The organism is Paraburkholderia panacisoli (assembly GCF_008369935.1).
Lineage (GTDB): Bacteria > Pseudomonadota > Gammaproteobacteria > Burkholderiales > Burkholderiaceae > Paraburkholderia > Paraburkholderia panacisoli.
In genome coordinates this window covers 17,952-35,555 of record NZ_VTUZ01000061.1, presented here as the reverse complement: position 1 = coordinate 35,555, position 17,604 = coordinate 17,952, and the positions used below count along the sequence as shown (strand labels likewise).

At 62.7% G+C, this 17,604-nt stretch carries 16 protein-coding genes; 7 read left to right on the top strand and 9 right to left on the bottom strand.

Annotation, left to right across the window (positions count from 1 at the left end; translation table 11 throughout):
* Positions 1-687 precede the first annotated feature (687 nt).
* The 3 genes from FVF58_RS45270 to FVF58_RS45260 form a co-directional block, all read right to left on the bottom strand.
* Complete coding sequence (locus FVF58_RS45270; RefSeq protein ID WP_149676088.1) at positions 688-1,743, bottom strand: alpha/beta hydrolase; 1,056 nt, start codon at positions 1,741-1,743, stop codon at positions 688-690.
* A 24-nt stretch (positions 1,744-1,767) separates the two neighbouring features.
* A complete protein-coding gene (locus FVF58_RS45265) occupies positions 1,768-2,922 on the bottom strand; it encodes an iron-containing alcohol dehydrogenase (protein ID WP_149676087.1) in 1,155 nt (384 codons plus the stop codon).
* A 97-nt stretch (positions 2,923-3,019) separates the two neighbouring features.
* Positions 3,020-3,622 carry a TetR/AcrR family transcriptional regulator gene (locus FVF58_RS45260; RefSeq protein ID WP_149676086.1) on the bottom strand — a complete coding sequence of 201 codons (603 nt, stop codon included), beginning with the start codon at positions 3,620-3,622 and terminating at the stop codon, positions 3,020-3,022.
* Between the two features lie 793 nt (positions 3,623-4,415).
* On the opposite strand from FVF58_RS45260, the gene FVF58_RS45255 reads away from it, so the two are divergent.
* The 3 genes from FVF58_RS45255 (at position 4,416) to FVF58_RS45245 (ending at position 6,531) form a co-directional block, all read left to right on the top strand.
* On the top strand, positions 4,416-4,715 hold the full coding sequence (locus FVF58_RS45255; protein WP_149676085.1) for a putative quinol monooxygenase: 300 nt from the start codon (positions 4,416-4,418) through the stop codon (positions 4,713-4,715).
* 300 nt (positions 4,716-5,015) lie between these two features.
* Entirely contained in the window at positions 5,016-5,759 is a 744-nt protein-coding gene (locus FVF58_RS45250) for an SDR family oxidoreductase (RefSeq protein ID WP_149676084.1), read from the top strand.
* 19 nt (positions 5,760-5,778) lie between these two features.
* Positions 5,779-6,531, top strand: a complete 753-nt coding sequence (locus tag FVF58_RS45245) for an SDR family NAD(P)-dependent oxidoreductase (RefSeq protein WP_149676083.1) — start codon at positions 5,779-5,781, stop codon at positions 6,529-6,531.
* Positions 6,532-6,598: 67 nt separating this feature from the next.
* Here the strand turns inward: FVF58_RS45245 and FVF58_RS45240 are convergent, their stop codons facing one another.
* From FVF58_RS45240 to FVF58_RS45215, 6 genes are all read right to left on the bottom strand, one after another.
* Positions 6,599-7,546 carry a LysR family transcriptional regulator gene (locus FVF58_RS45240; protein ID WP_149676082.1) on the bottom strand — a complete coding sequence of 316 codons (948 nt, stop codon included), beginning with the start codon at positions 7,544-7,546 and terminating at the stop codon, positions 6,599-6,601.
* Positions 7,547-7,619: 73 nt separating this feature from the next.
* A complete protein-coding gene (locus FVF58_RS45235) occupies positions 7,620-8,870 on the bottom strand; it encodes an acyl-CoA dehydrogenase family protein (protein ID WP_149676081.1) in 1,251 nt (416 codons plus the stop codon).
* Positions 8,871-8,892: 22 nt separating this feature from the next.
* Positions 8,893-9,657: an SDR family oxidoreductase gene (locus FVF58_RS45230; protein ID WP_149676080.1), complete on the bottom strand. Its 765-nt coding sequence runs from the start codon at positions 9,655-9,657 to the stop codon at positions 8,893-8,895.
* 63 nt (positions 9,658-9,720) lie between these two features.
* The gene (locus tag FVF58_RS45225) at positions 9,721-10,749 is read right to left on the bottom strand and encodes a phosphotransferase (protein WP_149676079.1); all 1,029 of its coding nucleotides are present in this window, start codon (positions 10,747-10,749) and stop codon (positions 9,721-9,723) included.
* 39 nt (positions 10,750-10,788) lie between these two features.
* A complete protein-coding gene (locus tag FVF58_RS45220) occupies positions 10,789-11,463 on the bottom strand; it encodes a histidine phosphatase family protein (RefSeq protein WP_149676078.1) in 675 nt (224 codons plus the stop codon).
* A gap of 361 nt (positions 11,464-11,824) precedes the next feature.
* Positions 11,825-12,709, bottom strand: a complete 885-nt coding sequence (locus FVF58_RS45215; RefSeq protein ID WP_149676077.1) for a LysR family transcriptional regulator — start codon at positions 12,707-12,709, stop codon at positions 11,825-11,827.
* Positions 12,710-12,861: 152 nt separating this feature from the next.
* On the opposite strand from FVF58_RS45215, the gene FVF58_RS45210 reads away from it, so the two are divergent.
* From FVF58_RS45210 to FVF58_RS45195, 4 genes are all read left to right on the top strand, one after another.
* Complete coding sequence (locus FVF58_RS45210; protein WP_188131157.1) at positions 12,862-13,893, top strand: NAD(P)H-quinone oxidoreductase; 1,032 nt, start codon at positions 12,862-12,864, stop codon at positions 13,891-13,893.
* Between the two features lie 336 nt (positions 13,894-14,229).
* Entirely contained in the window at positions 14,230-15,345 is a 1,116-nt protein-coding gene (pdhA, locus tag FVF58_RS45205) for a pyruvate dehydrogenase (acetyl-transferring) E1 component subunit alpha (protein ID WP_149676076.1), read from the top strand.
* Positions 15,338-16,318: an alpha-ketoacid dehydrogenase subunit beta gene (locus FVF58_RS45200; protein WP_149676075.1), complete on the top strand. Its 981-nt coding sequence runs from the start codon at positions 15,338-15,340 to the stop codon at positions 16,316-16,318. The genes pdhA and FVF58_RS45200 overlap by 8 nt, the downstream gene beginning before the upstream one ends.
* A 4-nt stretch (positions 16,319-16,322) precedes the next feature.
* Positions 16,323-17,429, top strand: a complete 1,107-nt coding sequence (locus tag FVF58_RS45195; protein WP_149676074.1) for a dihydrolipoamide acetyltransferase family protein — start codon at positions 16,323-16,325, stop codon at positions 17,427-17,429.
* Positions 17,430-17,604 lie beyond the last annotated feature (175 nt).

Below are 17,604 nucleotides of genomic sequence, written 5' to 3'. Positions count from 1 at the left end.
CACGCATAGACCGGAAATCCGTACGCATTCGTGCCGATGATTTTCGTTGGCCCGTGCAGTGGGCACACTGCGTTCATGTCGGCTCCTTAAACTCATGATCGACCGGCTCGACCTCGTAGACGCGGCTCGTCAGTTCGGGGCGGCCAAACACCGGTTCGACTCGTCGATCACGTCGGGCGAGAGGTAGCCCTTGCCGGTCCGGCGCTCGAGGAGGGCGCCTGAAAACGATCCACAGCACCATTCTACGACCCTCTCGACGTCGTGGGCACGATGGATGTATGGCGCAAAGGGTGCCCGCTCATCCATCCCAAGCGTTTTATCCACGTCGTTGCGCGGACATTTGAACGTCGGCCTCACACTGATGCTGTTGAAAGAGTCGCCGACTGTCTCTCTCCCAAGGTTTTCAGAAGCATTCTTGCCCTTACCCCGCGCTCGCGAGCGGTTTGCCGGCCGACTTGAGAGGTCAATGTTTTCACCGGCGGATTATTAATAAAGCAGAGTAGAGACTGTTTCAACGGCATCCCCTCTCAGCGGCCCTTCGTCGAACGATGCCAGCCGGCGGATCGTCGGCTTACGTGGGGATGGACACGCAATGAAGCCGCGCCCCGCGACGCTAGCAGACCGATCCCGGGAAAACCTATGGGGATCGGTCTCGCCATCCTTGTCGGAGGTCCTCTCGAATAGGGATCAATGGCCGAGGTGCTTGTCGAAGAATTGAGTGATTTCTGCGAATGCCGCTTTGTCCTCGGGCACGCGATCATCCATCTGGTACTGAGCGTGCGACATTCCGTCGAAGACTTCGAGTTGTGCATCGACGCCAGACTGCTGAAGCTTCTGGTGTACACGGACCGTGTTGCTGAGCAGCAAGTCGCGTGTTCCCGTGGTCAGAATTGCGGGCGGAAAGCCATGCATATCTCCGTAGACAGGTGAGAGCAGCGGGTCCTTAAGATCATGACCGTTCGCGTAGACAACCGCCGCGGCATGGCAGAACCCATTGGGCGACACCAGGACGTTGTCGACCTTTTCGTTCGTGTAGAACGAGTCGCCAGTCTTCGTCAGATCGGACATCGGCGTACCGGGTGCGATCGCACCCGGCATTTTCAGCCCCTCCTGCTTCGCGCGCAGCATCAGTTCGAGCACGAGCGCGCCGCCGGCCGAAGTCCCGAAAACACCCACATTCTTTGGGTCGTTCGCCTGGAGCACCGACTTGTACACAGTCTCGACGTCGTCGAGCGCCGCGGGGAAGTAAGCCTCTGGCGGCATGCGGTAGTCGACGGAAATGACCTTGTAGTGTCCAAGCCCCGCCATGATGATGGCCTCGCCCGTACCCGACTCGCCTGGGTACAGTTCATAGCAGCCGCCATGGATATGAACCAGCACCTTGTCGCGATGTTCGGGCGGAATATAGTTGGGCGTCACGATGTGCACCCTCACGCCGTTGATGATCGATGCCTGCACCGTCACGTCCAGACGCTCGCGCATGGCGGGGAGCGTTTGCATGACCTTTGCGGCCTGCGCGTCGGCAGCCGTTCTCCATTGCTCGCCCGTCGTCCACAACACGTCCCACGCGGGGTTGAGTGGCGCCGCGATCAGCTTTTGCAATTGGGGGCTGACTTCCGTCGGCACCGGAATGGTCTTCGCGGGCGCCTCGCGAGGCGCAAGCGTAGCGTCGTCGGCAAGCGCCACGCCGGAAACCGACGCGAAGGCGGCGCACGCGAGCAGGAGGAATCTAGTTAGCTTCATCGTAGAACTGTCTCCGGTTCTGGCTTAGACAGCCACCTCATAGACCTTGCGGCTGACTTCCGGCGTGACGTCGCCGTGCTCGCCCAATGCCGTCATCCCGTGCTCCGTCAGTTTCGCGATCAGCGTTTCGATGGAACCGCCGCCGATCTGGTAGTCGCGCAGGCGGGTTCCGACGGTCATTCTCTCGAAGAACATGCGGGTTGCCGTGATCGCTGCGTTGATGCGATCGTCCTCGCTGCCCTCGGTGATGTTCCAGACACGTTCGGCGTACTGCAGCAACTTCCCGCGTTTCTGTTCCTTGCGCACGGTCAGCATCGCCGGCAGCACGATCGCGAGCGTTTGCGCGTGGTCGAGTCCGTGCAACGCGGTGATCTCGTGGCCCAGCATGTGCGTGGCCCAGTCCTGCGGCACGCCCGCGCCGATCAGGCCATTCAGCGCAAGCGTCGCCGTCCACATCAGGTTGGCTCGCACGCTGTAGTTGTGCGGCTCGGCAAGCGCTTGCGGGCCGACTTCGGTCAGCGTGATCAGCAGCCCTTCGGCAAAGCGGTCCTGCACCTTTGCATCGACCGGGTAGGTCAGGTACTGCTCGACGATATGGACGAACGCATCGACCACGCCGTTGGCGATCTGCCGAGGCGGCAACGAATACGTCGTAGTCGGATCGAGCACCGAGAAGAGCGGATAGGTCGCGTCACTCGTGAAAAACAGCTTGTCGCCCTTCGCGCGGTAGCTGATGACGCTGCCATTGTTCATTTCCGAACCGGTCGCGGGCAGCGTCAGCACGCTGCCGAACGGCACCGCATCGCGCACCGGGGCCTGCCTGGCCAGAATGTCCCAGGGCTCGCCGTCGAACTTCATCGCCGCCGCGATGAACTTCGTCCCGTCGATCACCGAGCCGCCGCCCACCGCCAGCAAAAAGTCGATGTTCTTCTCACGGGCGAGCGCGACCGCTTGCATCAAGGTTTCGTAGGTGGGATTGGGTTCGATACCTTCGAATACGAACGAGGCACGCTCCCCGAGCGCCGCCTGCACTTGCGCGAGCACACCATTGCTCTTGATGCTGCCGCCGCCACAAGTGATCAGCGCGCGCGCGTTGCGCGGCACATTCGCGTCGAGCGCGGCAATCTGTCCTTCCCCGAAAATAATCTTGGTGGGGTTTTGAAACGTAAAGCTTTTCATGAAATGCCGTTCCTGTAATTTAGATGACCGGTCGTCTTAAACTTGATGAAAGGAAGGTGACGGGTCGAGACACAACGAGATCAGGGGGTTAGAGACGTTAGGGGGCGGATTTGAAAAACAGGTCGAACATCAGGTGCACGCAGGCTTTCAGCGGTTCGATCGAGTCTTCCAGTTTCATTCGCAACAGGCTGCCTTCCCACGCGTTCCAGAAGAAGTCCGCCAGCGCGTCGGCGGACAGATCGTCACGCACTGAGCCGTGTTTCTGGCCGCGGCGGAGGTACTCGGCGAAGCCGACGCGCCATTCGTCGACTGTCTGGCGCGCGGTCGTCCGGCAAAGCTCACTCGACTGCGCGATTTCGCCGGCGAAGTTGCCGAGCAGACAACCGTAGCGGTCGTCGCAAGCCTCGTAGTCTGCGACGATGCGCTCATAGATCGCGCGAAGCGCCAGCAGCGGGTCGGGTGAATCCGCTTCGCGCGAATACTGCTGCCATTCGGCTGCCTGTAAGTCCGCGTAGTGCCGCAGGATCGCTGCACCGAATGCTTCCTTGCTGTCGAAGTAGTTGTAGAACGAGCCTTTGGGTACGCCGGCGCGCTCGACGATATCCTTCACGCCAGTGCCGTGAAAGCCCTTTTCGGCAAACAGCGTGACGCCTGCTTCAAGCAGTTTGTCGGGAAAGTTTTCTGTACGGCGAGGGCTCATGCCGACAATTATATGACCGGTCGTCTCGAATGGGCAACCAGGAGGGGCGAGTCGGGATGCCTGGCTTTGTCGTCCACAAGCTCTCTCGCACGGAAAAGTGCAGGTCGGTATCGGGCGCTGGCGAGCGGCCGAGGAACTCCAGTATCACCAGCGCCGACACAGGCGTGATCGCCATCAGGATGTGAAGCATACGGAACGCACTGTCGTCTGCCCGAGTGAGGAGCGACTGCCCGCCGATACCCGGTAGCAGCGACTAGATGTCGCATGTTGCCGGTTGCCACGCGTCGCGCGGCTTCGGCGAGTTCATTGGGCGATTCGTGGCGATAGTTTGTTCGAGAACAATCGGCACACCGTCATCGCTTGGACGCAAAGTATAGCGACGATCGCAACCTGTCGAGATCGACTTGACCCGCTGATCGATCTCCTCGAAGGCAACAGGATGGACGCTCCAACAAGGCTTGTGCCCCCTTCGAGTGGACTGCGACAAAGCGCATTCTGGGCCGTTCTAACGACCATACACGGTAGCAACTCAAGCATGGATGCAGACAATTCGAGCATGCGCGCGCCGTCAGCTGCAGTCCTTCGCGCAAGAACGTGTGCCGATTGAAAGTACGGCCGATGTCAAATGCAAGCCACGCACCCCGGTCTGCCGGGTCACGCTTGATCGTGACAAAAAAACGGGTTGTTGAGCGACGCAACCGACGCGCGCACCACCCTCGCTACAGGCTCACACCTCGGACATGGTTGCCGATATGCCGCTACACTCGTCACCCTTTGCCAAGGAGAACACCGCATGTCCGAAATCCGTGTAGTCGCCGTCGTTCAAGGTAAACCGGGTACTGCTGATGCGATCGAGCAGGCGCTATTGCGTTGTGTGGCGCCGAGTCGTGCCGAGACGGGCTGCCTGCTCTATACGCCGCACCGCGACCTCGATCGGGCCGAGCGTTTCGTTTTCTTCGAGCGCTGGGCAAGCCGCGCAGCGCTCGCCGAGCACGAGCGCACCGAGCACTTCAAGGAACTGGTTCGCGAACTGGCACCGCTGGTCGCACAGCCGCTCGACGTGACGATACTCGAGGCGCTACTCGACGATTGAGCAGGTTCCGTCGCCCGAGAGTGATTGGCTCGTTGGGCAACTCGACGTGCCTCCCGTTCAACAGGACTCAGCGCACCGATGGACTGTCGCGGTCGCGGTGACAAGGCACACGTCTTCCTGGTCCACCGGATGCGATGATCTCGAGACATCGACTCTCCGCGTGGCGCCTTCAACGCGATTGCCGCGAATCTCGTACACTCGGACGCCACCGCGGTGGCGCATCGATCTGTGGTCCGGCAGCACGTGCTGCGTTACGTTGGACGCCATCGCGTGGACCGCTCTCTCACGGAAACTTCAAGCATGGGTAACAACCAATCTACCAGCATTACTCTTCAACAAAGCCGGGTCGTGGTGGCCGGGGGCACGTCAGGAATTGGCTTTGCCGTAGCCGAAGCCGCGGCGCATTCCGGAGCTGAAGTCATCATCGCCTCGAGCAGGCCGGAGCGCGTCGCGGCCGCGCTTGAGCGCCTACCTCAAGGCACGCGCGGCGAGTCACTCGACTTTACCGACGAGCAGCAAGTGCGCGCGTTTTTCGCACGCATCGGTGCGCTAGACCACCTCGTCTACACGGCTGGGGAATCACTGTTCCTGCAAACACTCGCTGAGCTTAGTATCGAAGCCGCGCATCGGGCCTTCGAGGTGCGCTATTGGGGTGCGCTCAAGGCCGTCAAATATGCGGCTCCGCTCGTTCGCGCGGGCGGCTCCATCACCTTGACGAGCGGAGTGGCCTCGTCACGTCCGTTGCCTGCGTGGACCATCCCGTCCAGTATTCTGGGGGCGATCGAGTCGCTCACACGGACACTGGCCGTCGAGCTTGCGCCGCTCCGTGTGAATGCCGTGGCGCCTGGCGTCTTGCGTACCGCGCTGTGGGACAACATGAGCAACGCCGACCGCGAGAGCCTCTACGACCATATCGCCGGGAAGATGCCGGTACAGCGGGTCGGGGAGGCGAGCGATGTCGCGCAAGCGTATCTTTACCTGATGCAGCAGGGCTTTAGCACGGGGCAGGTCATCGTTGTCGACGGTGGTCACGTGCTGGTTTAACGGTCCCGGAGACATAAACATGAGTTTCGATTTCAACGGTAAACGCGTCGTCGTCGCGGGGGGCTCGCGCGGTATCGGCCGCAGCATCGCGCTCGGGTTCGCGCAGGCAGGCGCCGCCGTGTCCGTCTGTGCACGCAACCTGGAAGGATTGAAAGCGGTCGAGGCCGAGTTGTCCGTCTATGGCCGTCCGGTCCATACCGCAGCTTGCGATCTCGCTGACGGCGAGGCGATCACCGCTTACATTGCGAGCGCCGGCAAGGCGCTCGGCGGTATCGACGTTTTGATCAACAACGCGTCCGGTTTCGGGAGCGGGGACACCGAAGCCGGCTGGGAGGCCGGCATCCAGGTCGACCTCATGGCAACGGTGCGTGCAGGTCATGCAGCACTTCCATTCCTGCGGCAGTCGGCCAACGCCGCCATCGTCAATGTGACGTCCATCTCAGCGCTGCGTCCGTCGACACGCACCCAGTCTTACGCGGCGATCAAGGCAGCGGTCGTGCACTACACGGCTTCCCATGCATTGACACTCGCGCCGGATCGGATCCGTGTCAACGCGGTTGCGCCCGGCTCGATCGAATTTCCCGGTGGAGTGTGGGAACAGCGCAAGACATCCGATCCCAAGCTGTATGAGCGGATACTGCGTTCGGTTCCGTTCGGCCGGCTCGGGACGCCCGCGGAGGTCGCGAGTGCGGTGCTGTTTCTCGCCAGCTCGCACGCGGGCTGGATCACCGGCCAGACCTTGGTGGTCGATGGCGGCCAGGTGTTGACGTAAGCACCCACGCGCACGGGGAGAGGCCGCGCGCCCGACCAACCGCTGCAGCCGGCGTTGCCCGGACGATCTACGCAGCGGCCCTGCCGACCCGGCGCTTGCGCTTTGGCAGATCGGGCGTCGCCGCCAGGGCACTCAGCGTATCGATTATCTTGCCGCGCAGCCAGGTGCTGGCCTCGTCCTGTTCACTGCTGCGATGCCAGTACAGGTGCCATTCCAGCTTCGGGAGCTGGAACGGCAGTTCGAGAATGCGCGCTTCGTGGCGTTGCAGAAGCTGGATGGGGGCGGTCAGCGCAAGGTTGGTGCGCAGGGCCACGAGCGGCGCAACCATGTAATGCTGCACACGCATCTGAATTCGCCTCTCCTTGCCGAGCTTCCTGAGCTCCGCATCCACGAAGCCGCTGCCCTGGCGGCGGCTCGATACCTGGAGATGGCCGAGTGCCAGGTAGTCGTCGATACTCAAGGTGTCGCCCCCGAACGGATGGTCGTGGCGCAGCATGCAGGCATAGCGGTCGCTGCCGAGCGGCGCCTGATGCAGTTGCGGGTCGTTGATGAGTGGCACGTCGATCGCGAAGTCGATCTTGCGCGTCGCGAGTGCGGAGGACACTTCGTTGCGCGGCGTGAAATAGCTCTCGATGCTCATGCTGGGCGCCTGCTGCTGAAGCACTTCGCCGAGTGCGGGCAACAGAATCGCCTCCGTCAAATCGGGCATGCTCAGGCGAAACGTGCGCCTGGATGTGGCCGGGACGAAGAGATCGCCTTCGGACGCGCTCGCCTCCAGCAATTGCAGCGCTTCGCACACGCGGCCGATGATGTTTTCGGTGAGCGGCGTGGGCACCATGCCAGACGGCGTGCTCACGAAGAGGGGATCGTTGAAGGCCCTGCGCATGCGCGCAAGCGCATTGCTGACCGCGGGCTGGGTGATGGACAGCGCCTCCGCCACGCGGGTCAGATTGCGCTTTTCGTAGATCGACTCGAATACGACGAACAGGTTCAGATCCAGCTTCGGTAAACGCATCGCACAGTCTCCGTTTGCACCACATCATAAGCGAGCGGCGCCGTGACGATGCGTTAACCTGGGGCCAGTGGCTTCAGTCTCGCGGCGGGATGTTTAGCCAGGCCGCCTTCGAGCCGAGCCTTTCCTTGCCATGCGCGATTTCCATGCGCGCAATGGCTTGCAAATGGACCTCATCGGGGCCGTCCGCGAAGCGTAATGCGCGGGCCCAGGTCCAGTGGTCGGCGAGCGGCGTGTCCGGGCTCAGACCCATGGCGCCGAAGACCTGCATCGCACGGTCGCATACCGCCGCATAGACTTGCGGGACCAGCGCCTTGATCATTGAAATTTCTTTACGCGCCGCTTTTGCACCCACTTCGTCGAGCAGCCACGCCGCCTTCAGCACGAACAGGCGGGCCTGATCGATTTCGATTCGTGATTTCGCGATCCATTCGCCGACCGTGCCGTGCTGATGGAGGAGCTTGCCGAACGTCTTGCGTTCCAGGGCGCGCTCGACCATCAGTTCGAGCGCGAGCTCGGCCGCGCCGATGGAGCGCATGCAGTGGTGGATACGGCCCGGCCCGAGCCGCGCCTGGGCCAGCGCGAAACCACTGCCTTCTTCGCCGAGCAGGTTCGACGCCGGCACGCGGACATTCGTGAACGTGATCTCGCAATGCCCTTCCGGCGAAACGTGATTCATCACCGGGATGTTGCGCACGACCGTCACGCCGGGCGTGCCCGCCGGCACGAGAATCATGCTTTGCTGGCGATGGCTTTCTGCATCCGGATCGGTCTTCCCCATGACGATGAAAAGCTTGCAGTTCGGATGGGAGGCATTCGTGATGAACCACTTGCGCCCATTGATCACGTAGTCGTCGCCATCGCGCCGAATGGAAGTCGTGATGTTCGTCGCGTCGGAGGAGGACACGTCCGGCTCGGTCATCGCGAAGGCCGAACGGATTTGACCTTCCAGTAGCGGTACGAGCCACGCTTCGCGCTGCGCGGGCGTGGCGAACATGTGCAGCAGTTCCATGTTGCCGGTATCGGGCGCATTGCAGTTGAAAACTTCGGACGCCCACGAGACGCGGCCCATGAGCTCTGCGAGCGGGGCGTATTCGAGGTTCGTGAGGCGTGTGCCGGGCTCGTCGTCCTTGAGATGCGGCAGGAAGAGATTCCACAGGCCCCCGGCCTTCGCCCTCGCTTTGAGGTCTTCCATGAACGACGCGGGGTATTGGCCCGCGTGCACTTCCTCGAGCCATTGCCGCTGGCGCGGCACGATGTGTTCGTCCATGAAGCTGCGCACCCGGCGCAGCAGGTCTTCGACCTTGGGGCTATTAGCAAAATTCATGATGTTCCTTCAGTTTGGTTGACTAGATCGTCAGCCCGCCATCGACGACGATGCATGCGCCGTTCGTGTAACTGGCCGCGTGGGACACGAGATAAAGCACGGTGCCGGCCATCTCCTGCGGCTCGCCATGGCGGTGCAGCGGGATCTCGTTGATGAGGCGGTCGTAGATCTCCTGGTTTTCGAACAGCGCGCCGGCGAACTTCGTCTTCGTGAAACCGGGCAGCAATGCGTTGACGCGAATGCCCAGCGGCCCGCATTCCCTGGCAAATGCCCTCGTCATGTGAGCCACCGCGGCCTTCGAGATCGAGTAGATGCCCTGCATGTCGCCGGGCTGCAGCGCGTTGACCGAGGCGACATTGACGATGGCGCCGCGACCCTGGGTCTTCATGAGCTTCCCGGCTTCGACCGACATGAAGAAATACCCGCGGATGTTGACCTCGACGGTCTTGTTGTAGGCGGCGAGGTCCGTATCGAGGATGTGGCCGAAATACGGATTGGCCGCCGCGTTGTTGATGAGAATGTCGAGGCGACCGTGCTGTTCGCGGATATGGGCGAACGTGGCGGCGATGTCTTCCATGCGGCCAACGTGGCAGGCGAGCGGCTCGGCGCTGCCTCCGGCCGCGCGGATGCTGGCTGCGACCGCTTCGCAGTCTTCGAGCTTGCGGCTCGACACGATCACATGGGCGCCCTGTTCGGCGAGCAGCCTTGCGATGGCTTCGCCGATGCCGCGGCTTGCGCCCGTCACGAGGGCGATCTGGCCCGTGAGGTCAAAGAGGTTCGTGCTCAATGTCGTTTCCTTGGTTCAGGTTGAATGGGCTTCGCGCGTGGTGCGCGTCGTGCAGGTCGTGCGTCAGGCGATCAGTTCCACGGCGAGACTGGCGAGTGGCTCGACCATCCCGCCCACCTCGAGCGCGCTCGCATTCGAAGCGTTGCCCTGCAGGGCGCGGGCCTTCACGCCTTGGGCAATCGAGGCCAGGCGGAAGAAGCTGAACGCCAGATAGAAGTTCCAGTTGGCGATGCCGGGCAGGCCGCGCAATTCGCAGTACTGCGCAACCATTTCCTCCTCCTCGGGAATGCCGAGCGTCGACCGGTCCTGGTCGCGCAGCCCCGTGATATCGCCCGTCGACGGCAGGCGCAGGCACATGCAGAAATACGCGAGATCCGCGAGCGGATTGCCGAGTGTCGACAGTTCCCAGTCGAGCACGGCGCGCACGCGCGGCGCGTCGTTGGTGAAGATGAGGTTGTCGATGCGGAAGTCGCCGTGCACGAGCGAGGGGCGCTGCGTGTCGGCGGGGCAATGTGCCGGCAGCCACTCGATCAGCGCTTCCATCGGCCCGATCTGTTCCGTTTCGGCGGCCCGGTATTGGCGCGTCCAGAGCTCGATCTGACGCTGGAAATAGTTTCCGGGGCGTCCGTAGTCGGAAAGGCCCGCCGCGTCGACGTCGACGTCGTGGAGCGCTGCGAGCGTCGTGACGATCGACGCGTAGTAGTCGCGGCGCGCGTCGCGGTCGATTTCCGGCAGCGCGGGGTTCCAGAAGATGCGCCCTTCTTCGTAGCTCATCAGATAGAACATGCTGCCGATGACTTCGCGGTCTTCGCACAGGTGCCATGCGCGTGCAACGGGCACCGGGGTCTGGCCGAGCGCGCTCAGCACGCGGAATTCGCGATCGACGGCATGGGCGGACTTGAGCAGCTGCCCGGGCGGCTGACGGCGCAGGACGTAGCGGCCGCCGGGCGTGTCGAGCAGAAAAGTCGGGTTGGACTGGCCGCCCGCGAACTTGGTCGCCTGCACGGGGCCATGAAAGCCGGGGACATGCTGCTGCAGGTAGCGGGCGAGCTTGTCTACGTCGAGAGCGGGGCTGGTTGATTCGCTGGTCATATCGTTTGCTGTCTGGCTGATGGGACTTGAGGGCGGGACTTAACCGTAGGTCTGAAACGCGTGGCGTTGCGGGTCGTCGAGGTGCGAGACCGTGTTGAAGCTCGACAGCTGGAACGTTTCGCGGTTGAAGAAGCAATGGGTGACGCTGCTGTTGCGGATCTGCATGTTGAGCGCAATGGCCGTCGTGGCCGGCGCGTGCAACGCCTGCTGCGTCAGCGCTCCGATCACGCCGCCCGAGGTGACGGCCAGTACGCGCTGCGCGCCGCCTTGCTGGATGGCCGAGCGCGCAGCGGCGACGCGCTGCTGGAAAGCGCTCCACGTTTCGGGCACGCGCTCGTCGAGTTCGCCTTCGGCCCACAGTTGCAGGACCTGGCGCAGGGCCTTGAAGAATTCACGCGGATCGCCCGCCACGGATTCGGCGAGGTTGCGATGTTCAGCGCCCAGCGCGCGAAAGAGTGCGTGGAAATCGTACTCGTCCAACCCAGGAAGGATTTCGCATTCGACGGGGACGTCGGGCAGCGCGCGACGGATCGCATCGAGCGTCTGCGTATGGCGCTGCAGCGTGCCGGTCACGACGCGATCGAAACGCAGGCCGTTTCGCGCGAAATGCTCGGCGAGCCAGACGCATTGCTGCTCGCCCTTTGCCGAAAGTCGGTCGTAGTTATCGGAGCCAAGCGACGCTTGCCCGTGTCGCACGAGGTAGAGTTCAGCCATCGCAAACTTTGCCAGTGAAGAGGGTAGGGCCAGCTTAGCGATGTCGGAGGTATTGATGAAGTTTATTTTTTTGATACGCCTGTATTCATATTTGTGATGGTCTCCGTGGACCAATGATCCCGGCAGCTTTCGCTGCAGTGGGCGCTACGAATCGGAGGCTTACAAGTGGAGGGCTGGCGCGAAGCGTTGACGGCATGCGGAAGCCGCCAGAGGGCTGGACGCCGCCTCGAGCGCTTCGAGATACGGGGGGAATTGCGAACCCGCGGCGTAGGCAATGGCTCGAATCCGACAATGTATTTGGATAACTAATCAAATTACTTTGCGGGTCGAGAGCGTTCAAGCATTGAGAAGTCGTACGTAACTATTTTGTGTGGGTTGTATGATCTTCGAACGCGGCGACAATGCCGTCGATCATTGCTGCGATGCGCGCGGTATGCCGAAGGTCTTGATGGGTGACCAGCCAGATTTCGTAGACCGCCCCACGTGCGGGTTCCGGCCATATCTGCACGAGGCCATCGAGTTCAGCCAGATGTATCGGAAGCTCACCGATGCCGATGCCGGCCTTTACCGCGGTACGCAGCATGAGGCTGGAGTTGAAGGTCGATACGATGCGCCCCGCGTGTATCGGTTCGCCAGCAAGAGTCGGCGATCGATTACCGGTCCAGTTTCCCTGATAGACGACAAGATCGTGGCCCGCGAATGCAGAGCCGGCGGCGGGCTTGCCGTGCTGCTCGAGATAAGCATTCGATGCAAAGAGCGCCATGGGCCAGCGAGCCAAACGCCGCGCGACAAGATCGGGATTGTCCGGCCTGACTGACCGGACCGCGATATCCGCTTCACGCTTTGCCAGATTTAGCATGCGCGTCGACGTGTCCAGCAGGACGCGCACTTCGGGATGCGCAGCATGCAGGCGTTCGATGGCGGGAAGCAGGAAATCGAGCGCGATCGAGTCGGTGCTGGTGACTCTGACGTCGCCCGCAAGCCGTGTATCCGTACCTTGAGTCCGTCTGACGAGTTCGTGTGCGGAGTGTTCCATTTTTTCCGCGGATCTCAGCGCGGCCTCGCCTGCGGCGGTCAACGCGTAACCCTCGGAGGTGCGCAGGAAGAGCGTTGCACGCAGGGCGTGTTCGAGTGCCGCAATCCGTCTGCCGACCGTCGCCTGATCGAGATTGAGCGTCCTGGCCGCACCACGGAGCGTTTTTTCGCGCTCCACCGCAAGAAACACTCGCGCGTCGTCCCAGTTCATCGTGCCACCCTCATGATGCAAATTTGCATCCCACGCCGCGAATAATGCTGCACTTATTCATCAATGTCGATGCCTATACTTGAATGCAAGAGTTCCTCGTTCAACGATCCGCCCGGATCCATCGAGTCTCATCTATAGAAGGAGTGGTATCCATGTCTGCTTCAACTTATCGTGTGCCGTCGTCCATGACGGCCATTGAGATCAAACAACCCGGCGGTCCTGAGGTCCTGGTGCCGACGACGCGCCCGGTGCCGGTGCCGGACGCCGATCAGGTTCTGATCCGCATCCACGCTGCTGCCGTGAACGGCCCGGACGTCTTTCAGCGCAAAGGGCTGTATGATCCGCCCCCCGGCGCTTCGGACATTCCAGGGCTGGAAGTGGCAGGTCAGGTGGTTGCCGTGGGTGCCGACGTGTCCCAATTCCGGATCGGCGAACTGGTGTGTGCATTGATTCCCGGCGGTGGCTACGCAGACTATGCGGTCGCGCACGCCTGCAACACGATGCATATCCCCAAAGGCCTGACGATGGTGGAAGCGGGGGCCATGCCCGAAACCTTTATGACGGTCTGGCTGAACCTGTTCCAGCGCGGCAAGCTGGTTGCCGGCGAATCGGTGTTGATCCATGGCGGCGCGTCAGGTATCGGTACTACGGCGACTATGCTGGCGAAGGCATTCGGCGCTGCGAAAATCATCACGACAGTTGGCTCGCAGGCGCATCGGGAGGCCAGCCTGGCGCTAGGCGCAGACCTCGCGATAGATTACCGCGAGAAAGATTTCGTCGCCGAAACGAAGCGGTCTACCGATGGAAGAGGCGTCGACGTGATCCTCGACATCATTGCCGGCGACTACGTGGCCAGAAACTATGACGCGGCAGCCATGGACGGACGGATCCTCCAGGTGGGCGTGATCAAGGGGCCGGCGAAGGATCTCGACGTCTTGCCGATGTTGACGAAACGTCTGACGCATATGGGCTCGACATTGCGATCGCGCACATCCGCGGACAAGGCGACCATCATCAATGAACTGGAGCGGCAGGTCTGGCCGCACATCGAGAGCGGCAAGATCAAGCCGGTTGTCTACAAGACCTTTGCGCTTGCCGACGCTCGCGGCGCTCACGAGCTGATCGATTCCGGCACACACTTTGGAAAGATTGTCCTTACGACAGGTGCCGATCTGATTGGCTGAAGCCTGGCTTGCCGCCAAAGCGGCAAGCCGTTTCCGCGCCGCGCCTTCGCGCAATGTCGGCTTGAAACGGGCTGCGCAGGGTCGGTGACGCTATTGCGCTGCGACAACAACGGCAGGCGCCCGATTGCGCAATGCCTCTGCACAGGCTTCTCCGCCCGCATTGGCAATGCATTACACGGCGAGAAAATTTTCGCACCTTATACCCGCTTTTCCTGTCAAAAGATAAGGCCGTCCGAACTGCCGTTCAGGGCGCCAAGCACGTCTGTGCCTACCGGCACGGGTTGTGCACGTGATCTCCTGCACGCATTCGACATTTGAAGAGCAAGGAGGGCGGTCATGACCACGACTGCCAGTTTTCACATCGGGTTTACGCGATATCTCGGTCCCGATAGCGAGCCCGTGCAGCCATTGCCGGCCTTTGCGCGGGAACCGGAGGCGCTGATTCCCCTCTATCGCGCGATGGTGCTGACTCGCACATTCGATACCAAAGCAGTTGCGCTGCAGCGCACTGGCAAGCTCGGTACGTTTGCATCGTCGGTGGGGCAGGAGGCGGTCGGCGTGGGCGTCGCGAGCGCGATGCAGGCCGACGACGTGCTGTTCCCTTCGTACCGCGATCATGCGGCGCAATTGCTGCGCGGCGTCACGATGACGGAGAGCCTGCTGTATTGGGGCGGCGACGAACGCGGCAGCGACTTCAGCGTGGCGCGATTCGACTTTCCAAATTGCGTCCCCATCGGCACGCAGGTGTGCCATGCCGCCGGTGCGGCCTACGCGTTCAAGCTGCGCGGCGAGCCACGCGTCGCCGTTGCGATCTTCGGCGATGGCAGCACGTCGAAGGGCGACTTCTACGAAGCGATGAACATGGCGGGCGTCTGGCAGGCGCCGCTCGTGCTCGTCATCAACAACAACCAGTGGGCGATCTCGGTGCCGCGCAGCGCCCAGAGCGTGGCGCAGACGCTCGCGCAGAAGGCAATCGCGGCGGGCATCGCCGGCTTGCAGGTCGACGGCAACGACGTCATCGCCGTGCATCAGGTGATGCATGCGGCGCTCGCGAAGGCGCGGCGAGGCGACGGCCCGACGTTGATCGAAGCGCTCAGCTATCGCCTCGGCGATCACACGACGGCCGACGACGCAACGCGCTATCGCGATTCCGATGACATTCAGAAGCAATGGGAATACGAGCCGCTGCTGCGTTTGCGCAAGTATCTGATGCGGATGGGCGTCTGGGACAAGGCGCAGGACGAGCAACTCGGCAAGGCGTGTCACGCGCAGGTCGAAGAAGCCGTCGAAGCGTATCTCGCCGTGCCGCCGCCCGATACAGCCGCGATGTTCGACCACTTGTACGAAACCCTGCCGCATGCAATGCGTGAGCAACTGGAAAGCGCGCAGCGATTCGCGCCGATAGCAGGCAATGGCCGGAACGGGGGCAACGGGGGCAACGGCCATGGCTGATCTGAACATGATCGACGCGCTCAATCTGGCGCTCGCATACGAACTCGAACACGATCCTGCAGTGGTGCTGCTCGGCGAGGACATCGGCGTGAACGGCGGCGTGTTTCGCGCGACGGTCGGCTTGCAGGCACGCTTCGGCGCGCAACGCGTGCTCGATACGCCGCTCGCCGAAACAGCGCTCGCGGGCACGGCGATCGGCATGGCGGCGATGGGACTGAAGCCCGTCGCCGAGATCCAGTTCAGCGGGTTTCTGTATCCGACGATCGATCACGTGCTAAATCATGCGTCGCGTCTGCGGCATCGGACGCGCGGACGCCTCACCTGTCCGCTCGTGATCCGCGCGCCGTGCGGCGCAGGCATCCATGCACCGGAACATCACTCCGAAAACCCCGAAGCCCTGTTCGCGCACATTCCCGGCTTGCGCGTTGTCACGCCTTCGTCACCGGCGCGCGCATACGGGTTGTTGCTGGCCGCGATTCGCGATCCCGACCCGGTGATCTTCTTCGAGCCGACGCGGCTCTATCGCCTGTTCCGGCAGACAGTGGAAGACAACGGCGAAGCGATGCCGCTCGACACCTGCTTCACGCTGCGCGACGGCTCGGATGTGACGCTGGTGAGCTGGGGTGGTGCCGTGCAGGACGCACAGGGCGCCGCCGATCTGCTTGCGCGGGAAGGCGTGATGGCCGAAGTGATCGACGTCGCGACGCTCAAGCCGATCGACATGAACACGATCCTGGCGTCGGTGGCGAAGACGGGCCGCTGCGTGATCGTGCACGAGGGCTCGCGCGCGGGCGGCATCGGCGCGGAGATCGCCGCCAATATCGCCGAGCGCGGACTTTATTCGCTGCTCGCGCCTGTGCAGCGCGTGACCGGCTACGACGTCGTCGTGCCGCTGTACCGGCTCGAGAATCAATACATGCCGAGTGCCTCGCGCATCGTCGCCGCGGTGAGGCAGGCTTTGGAGGCGTCGTAAAGCCATGAAAATCTTCAAACTGCCCGACCTGGGCGAAGGCTTGCAGGAAGCGGAGATCGTCGAGTGGCATGTGAACGATGGCGATGAAGTACGCACGGATCAACCGTTGCTGTCGGTCGAAACGGCGAAGGCGATCGTCGATATTCCGTCGCCGCAATCGGGCCGCATTGCGAAGCTGTTCGGACGGACGGGCGATATCGTGCATCTGGGCGCGCCGCTCGTCGCGTTCGAAGGCGACGGCGATGATGCGGACGCGGGCACTGTAGTCGGCCATATGGAAGTTGGCCAGCATGTCGTGCAGGAAGCGCCTGCGTCGCTTGGCACGGGCGGTGGCGGCGTGATCAAGGCGATTCCGGCGGCGCGCGCGCTTGCGCGCAAGCTGGATGTCGATCTGGCGATGGTGACGCCGTCCGGCCCGGAAGGCGTCATCACGGCGGCGGACGTGCAGCGCGTCGCGAAGGTACTTGGCGAACTCGGTCCGCCCGAAGTGCTCCGCGGCGTGCGGCGTGCGATGGCGCAGAACATGGCGCGCGCGCAAAGCGAAGTGGCCGCCGCGACCGTGATCGACGATGCCGATATTCACGCGTGGCCGCCGCACACCGACGTGACGATCCGCCTGATCCGCGCGCTGGTCGCGGGCTGCCGCGCGGAGCCGGGACTGAACACATGGTTCGACGGACATACGGGGCGTCGTCACGTACTGGAGAAAATCGATCTCGGCATTGCCGTCGATCTGCCCGATGGGCTCTTCGTGCCCGTGCTGCGCGATGTCGCGCATCGCGATGCAGCGGATCTGCGCGGCGGTCTCGACCGGATGCGAGCCGATATCCGCGCGCGCAAGATTCCGCCGGAAGAGATGCGCGGCAACACGATCACGCTGTCGAACTTCGGGATGATCTCGGGGAAGTACGCGGCGCCCATCGTCGTGCCGCCGACCGTCGCGATCCTCGGCGCGGGGCGCATCCATGAGCAGGTGGTCGCGGCAGACGGCGCGCCTGCCGTGCACCGGATCTTGCCGCTCAGCCTGACGTTCGATCACCGCGTCGTGACGGGCGGCGAAGCGGCGCGTTTTCTGGCGGCGACGATCGCGGATCTGCAGAAAGCGCAATAGCCGTTAGCCTCCTCAATGCGCGGCGCTTGCAACGAGGCGCTTGGCAGCGCCTTTGTGCATCGATCGTCAGGCCGCTGATCGCAAGCAAGCCGTGAGTGCGGAAAATGCGCCGCGCCACCTGATCATCAGCGTACCGGCCGTCGAGCATTTGCCGCACGCCAGGATTTGTACTCGC

Bases quoted from the DNA above. Each gene is read 5' to 3' on its own strand.
- FVF58_RS45210 (WP_188131157.1), top strand. From the start codon at position 12,862: ATGTCTGCTTCAACTTATCGTGTGCCGTCGTCCATGACGGCCATTGAG.
- pdhA (WP_149676076.1), top strand. From the start codon at position 14,230: ATGACCACGACTGCCAGTTTTCACATCGGGTTTACGCGATATCTCGGT.
- FVF58_RS45195 (WP_149676074.1), top strand. From the start codon at position 16,323: ATGAAAATCTTCAAACTGCCCGACCTGGGCGAAGGCTTGCAGGAAGCG.
- FVF58_RS45220 (WP_149676078.1), bottom strand. From the start codon at position 11,463: ATGGCTGAACTCTACCTCGTGCGACACGGGCAAGCGTCGCTTGGCTCC.
- FVF58_RS45235 (WP_149676081.1), bottom strand. From the start codon at position 8,870: ATGAATTTTGCTAATAGCCCCAAGGTCGAAGACCTGCTGCGCCGGGTG.
- FVF58_RS45265 (WP_149676087.1), bottom strand. From the start codon at position 2,922: ATGAAAAGCTTTACGTTTCAAAACCCCACCAAGATTATTTTCGGGGAA.
- FVF58_RS45255 (WP_149676085.1), top strand. From the start codon at position 4,416: ATGTCCGAAATCCGTGTAGTCGCCGTCGTTCAAGGTAAACCGGGTACT.
- FVF58_RS45245 (WP_149676083.1), top strand. From the start codon at position 5,779: ATGAGTTTCGATTTCAACGGTAAACGCGTCGTCGTCGCGGGGGGCTCG.
- FVF58_RS45215 (WP_149676077.1), bottom strand. From the start codon at position 12,709: ATGAACTGGGACGACGCGCGAGTGTTTCTTGCGGTGGAGCGCGAAAAA.
- FVF58_RS45240 (WP_149676082.1), bottom strand. From the start codon at position 7,546: ATGCGTTTACCGAAGCTGGATCTGAACCTGTTCGTCGTATTCGAGTCG.
- FVF58_RS45250 (WP_149676084.1), top strand. From the start codon at position 5,016: ATGGGTAACAACCAATCTACCAGCATTACTCTTCAACAAAGCCGGGTC.
- FVF58_RS45260 (WP_149676086.1), bottom strand. From the start codon at position 3,622: ATGAGCCCTCGCCGTACAGAAAACTTTCCCGACAAACTGCTTGAAGCA.
- FVF58_RS45200 (WP_149676075.1), top strand. From the start codon at position 15,338: ATGGCTGATCTGAACATGATCGACGCGCTCAATCTGGCGCTCGCATAC.
- FVF58_RS45225 (WP_149676079.1), bottom strand. From the start codon at position 10,749: ATGACCAGCGAATCAACCAGCCCCGCTCTCGACGTAGACAAGCTCGCC.
- FVF58_RS45270 (WP_149676088.1), bottom strand. From the start codon at position 1,743: ATGAAGCTAACTAGATTCCTCCTGCTCGCGTGCGCCGCCTTCGCGTCG.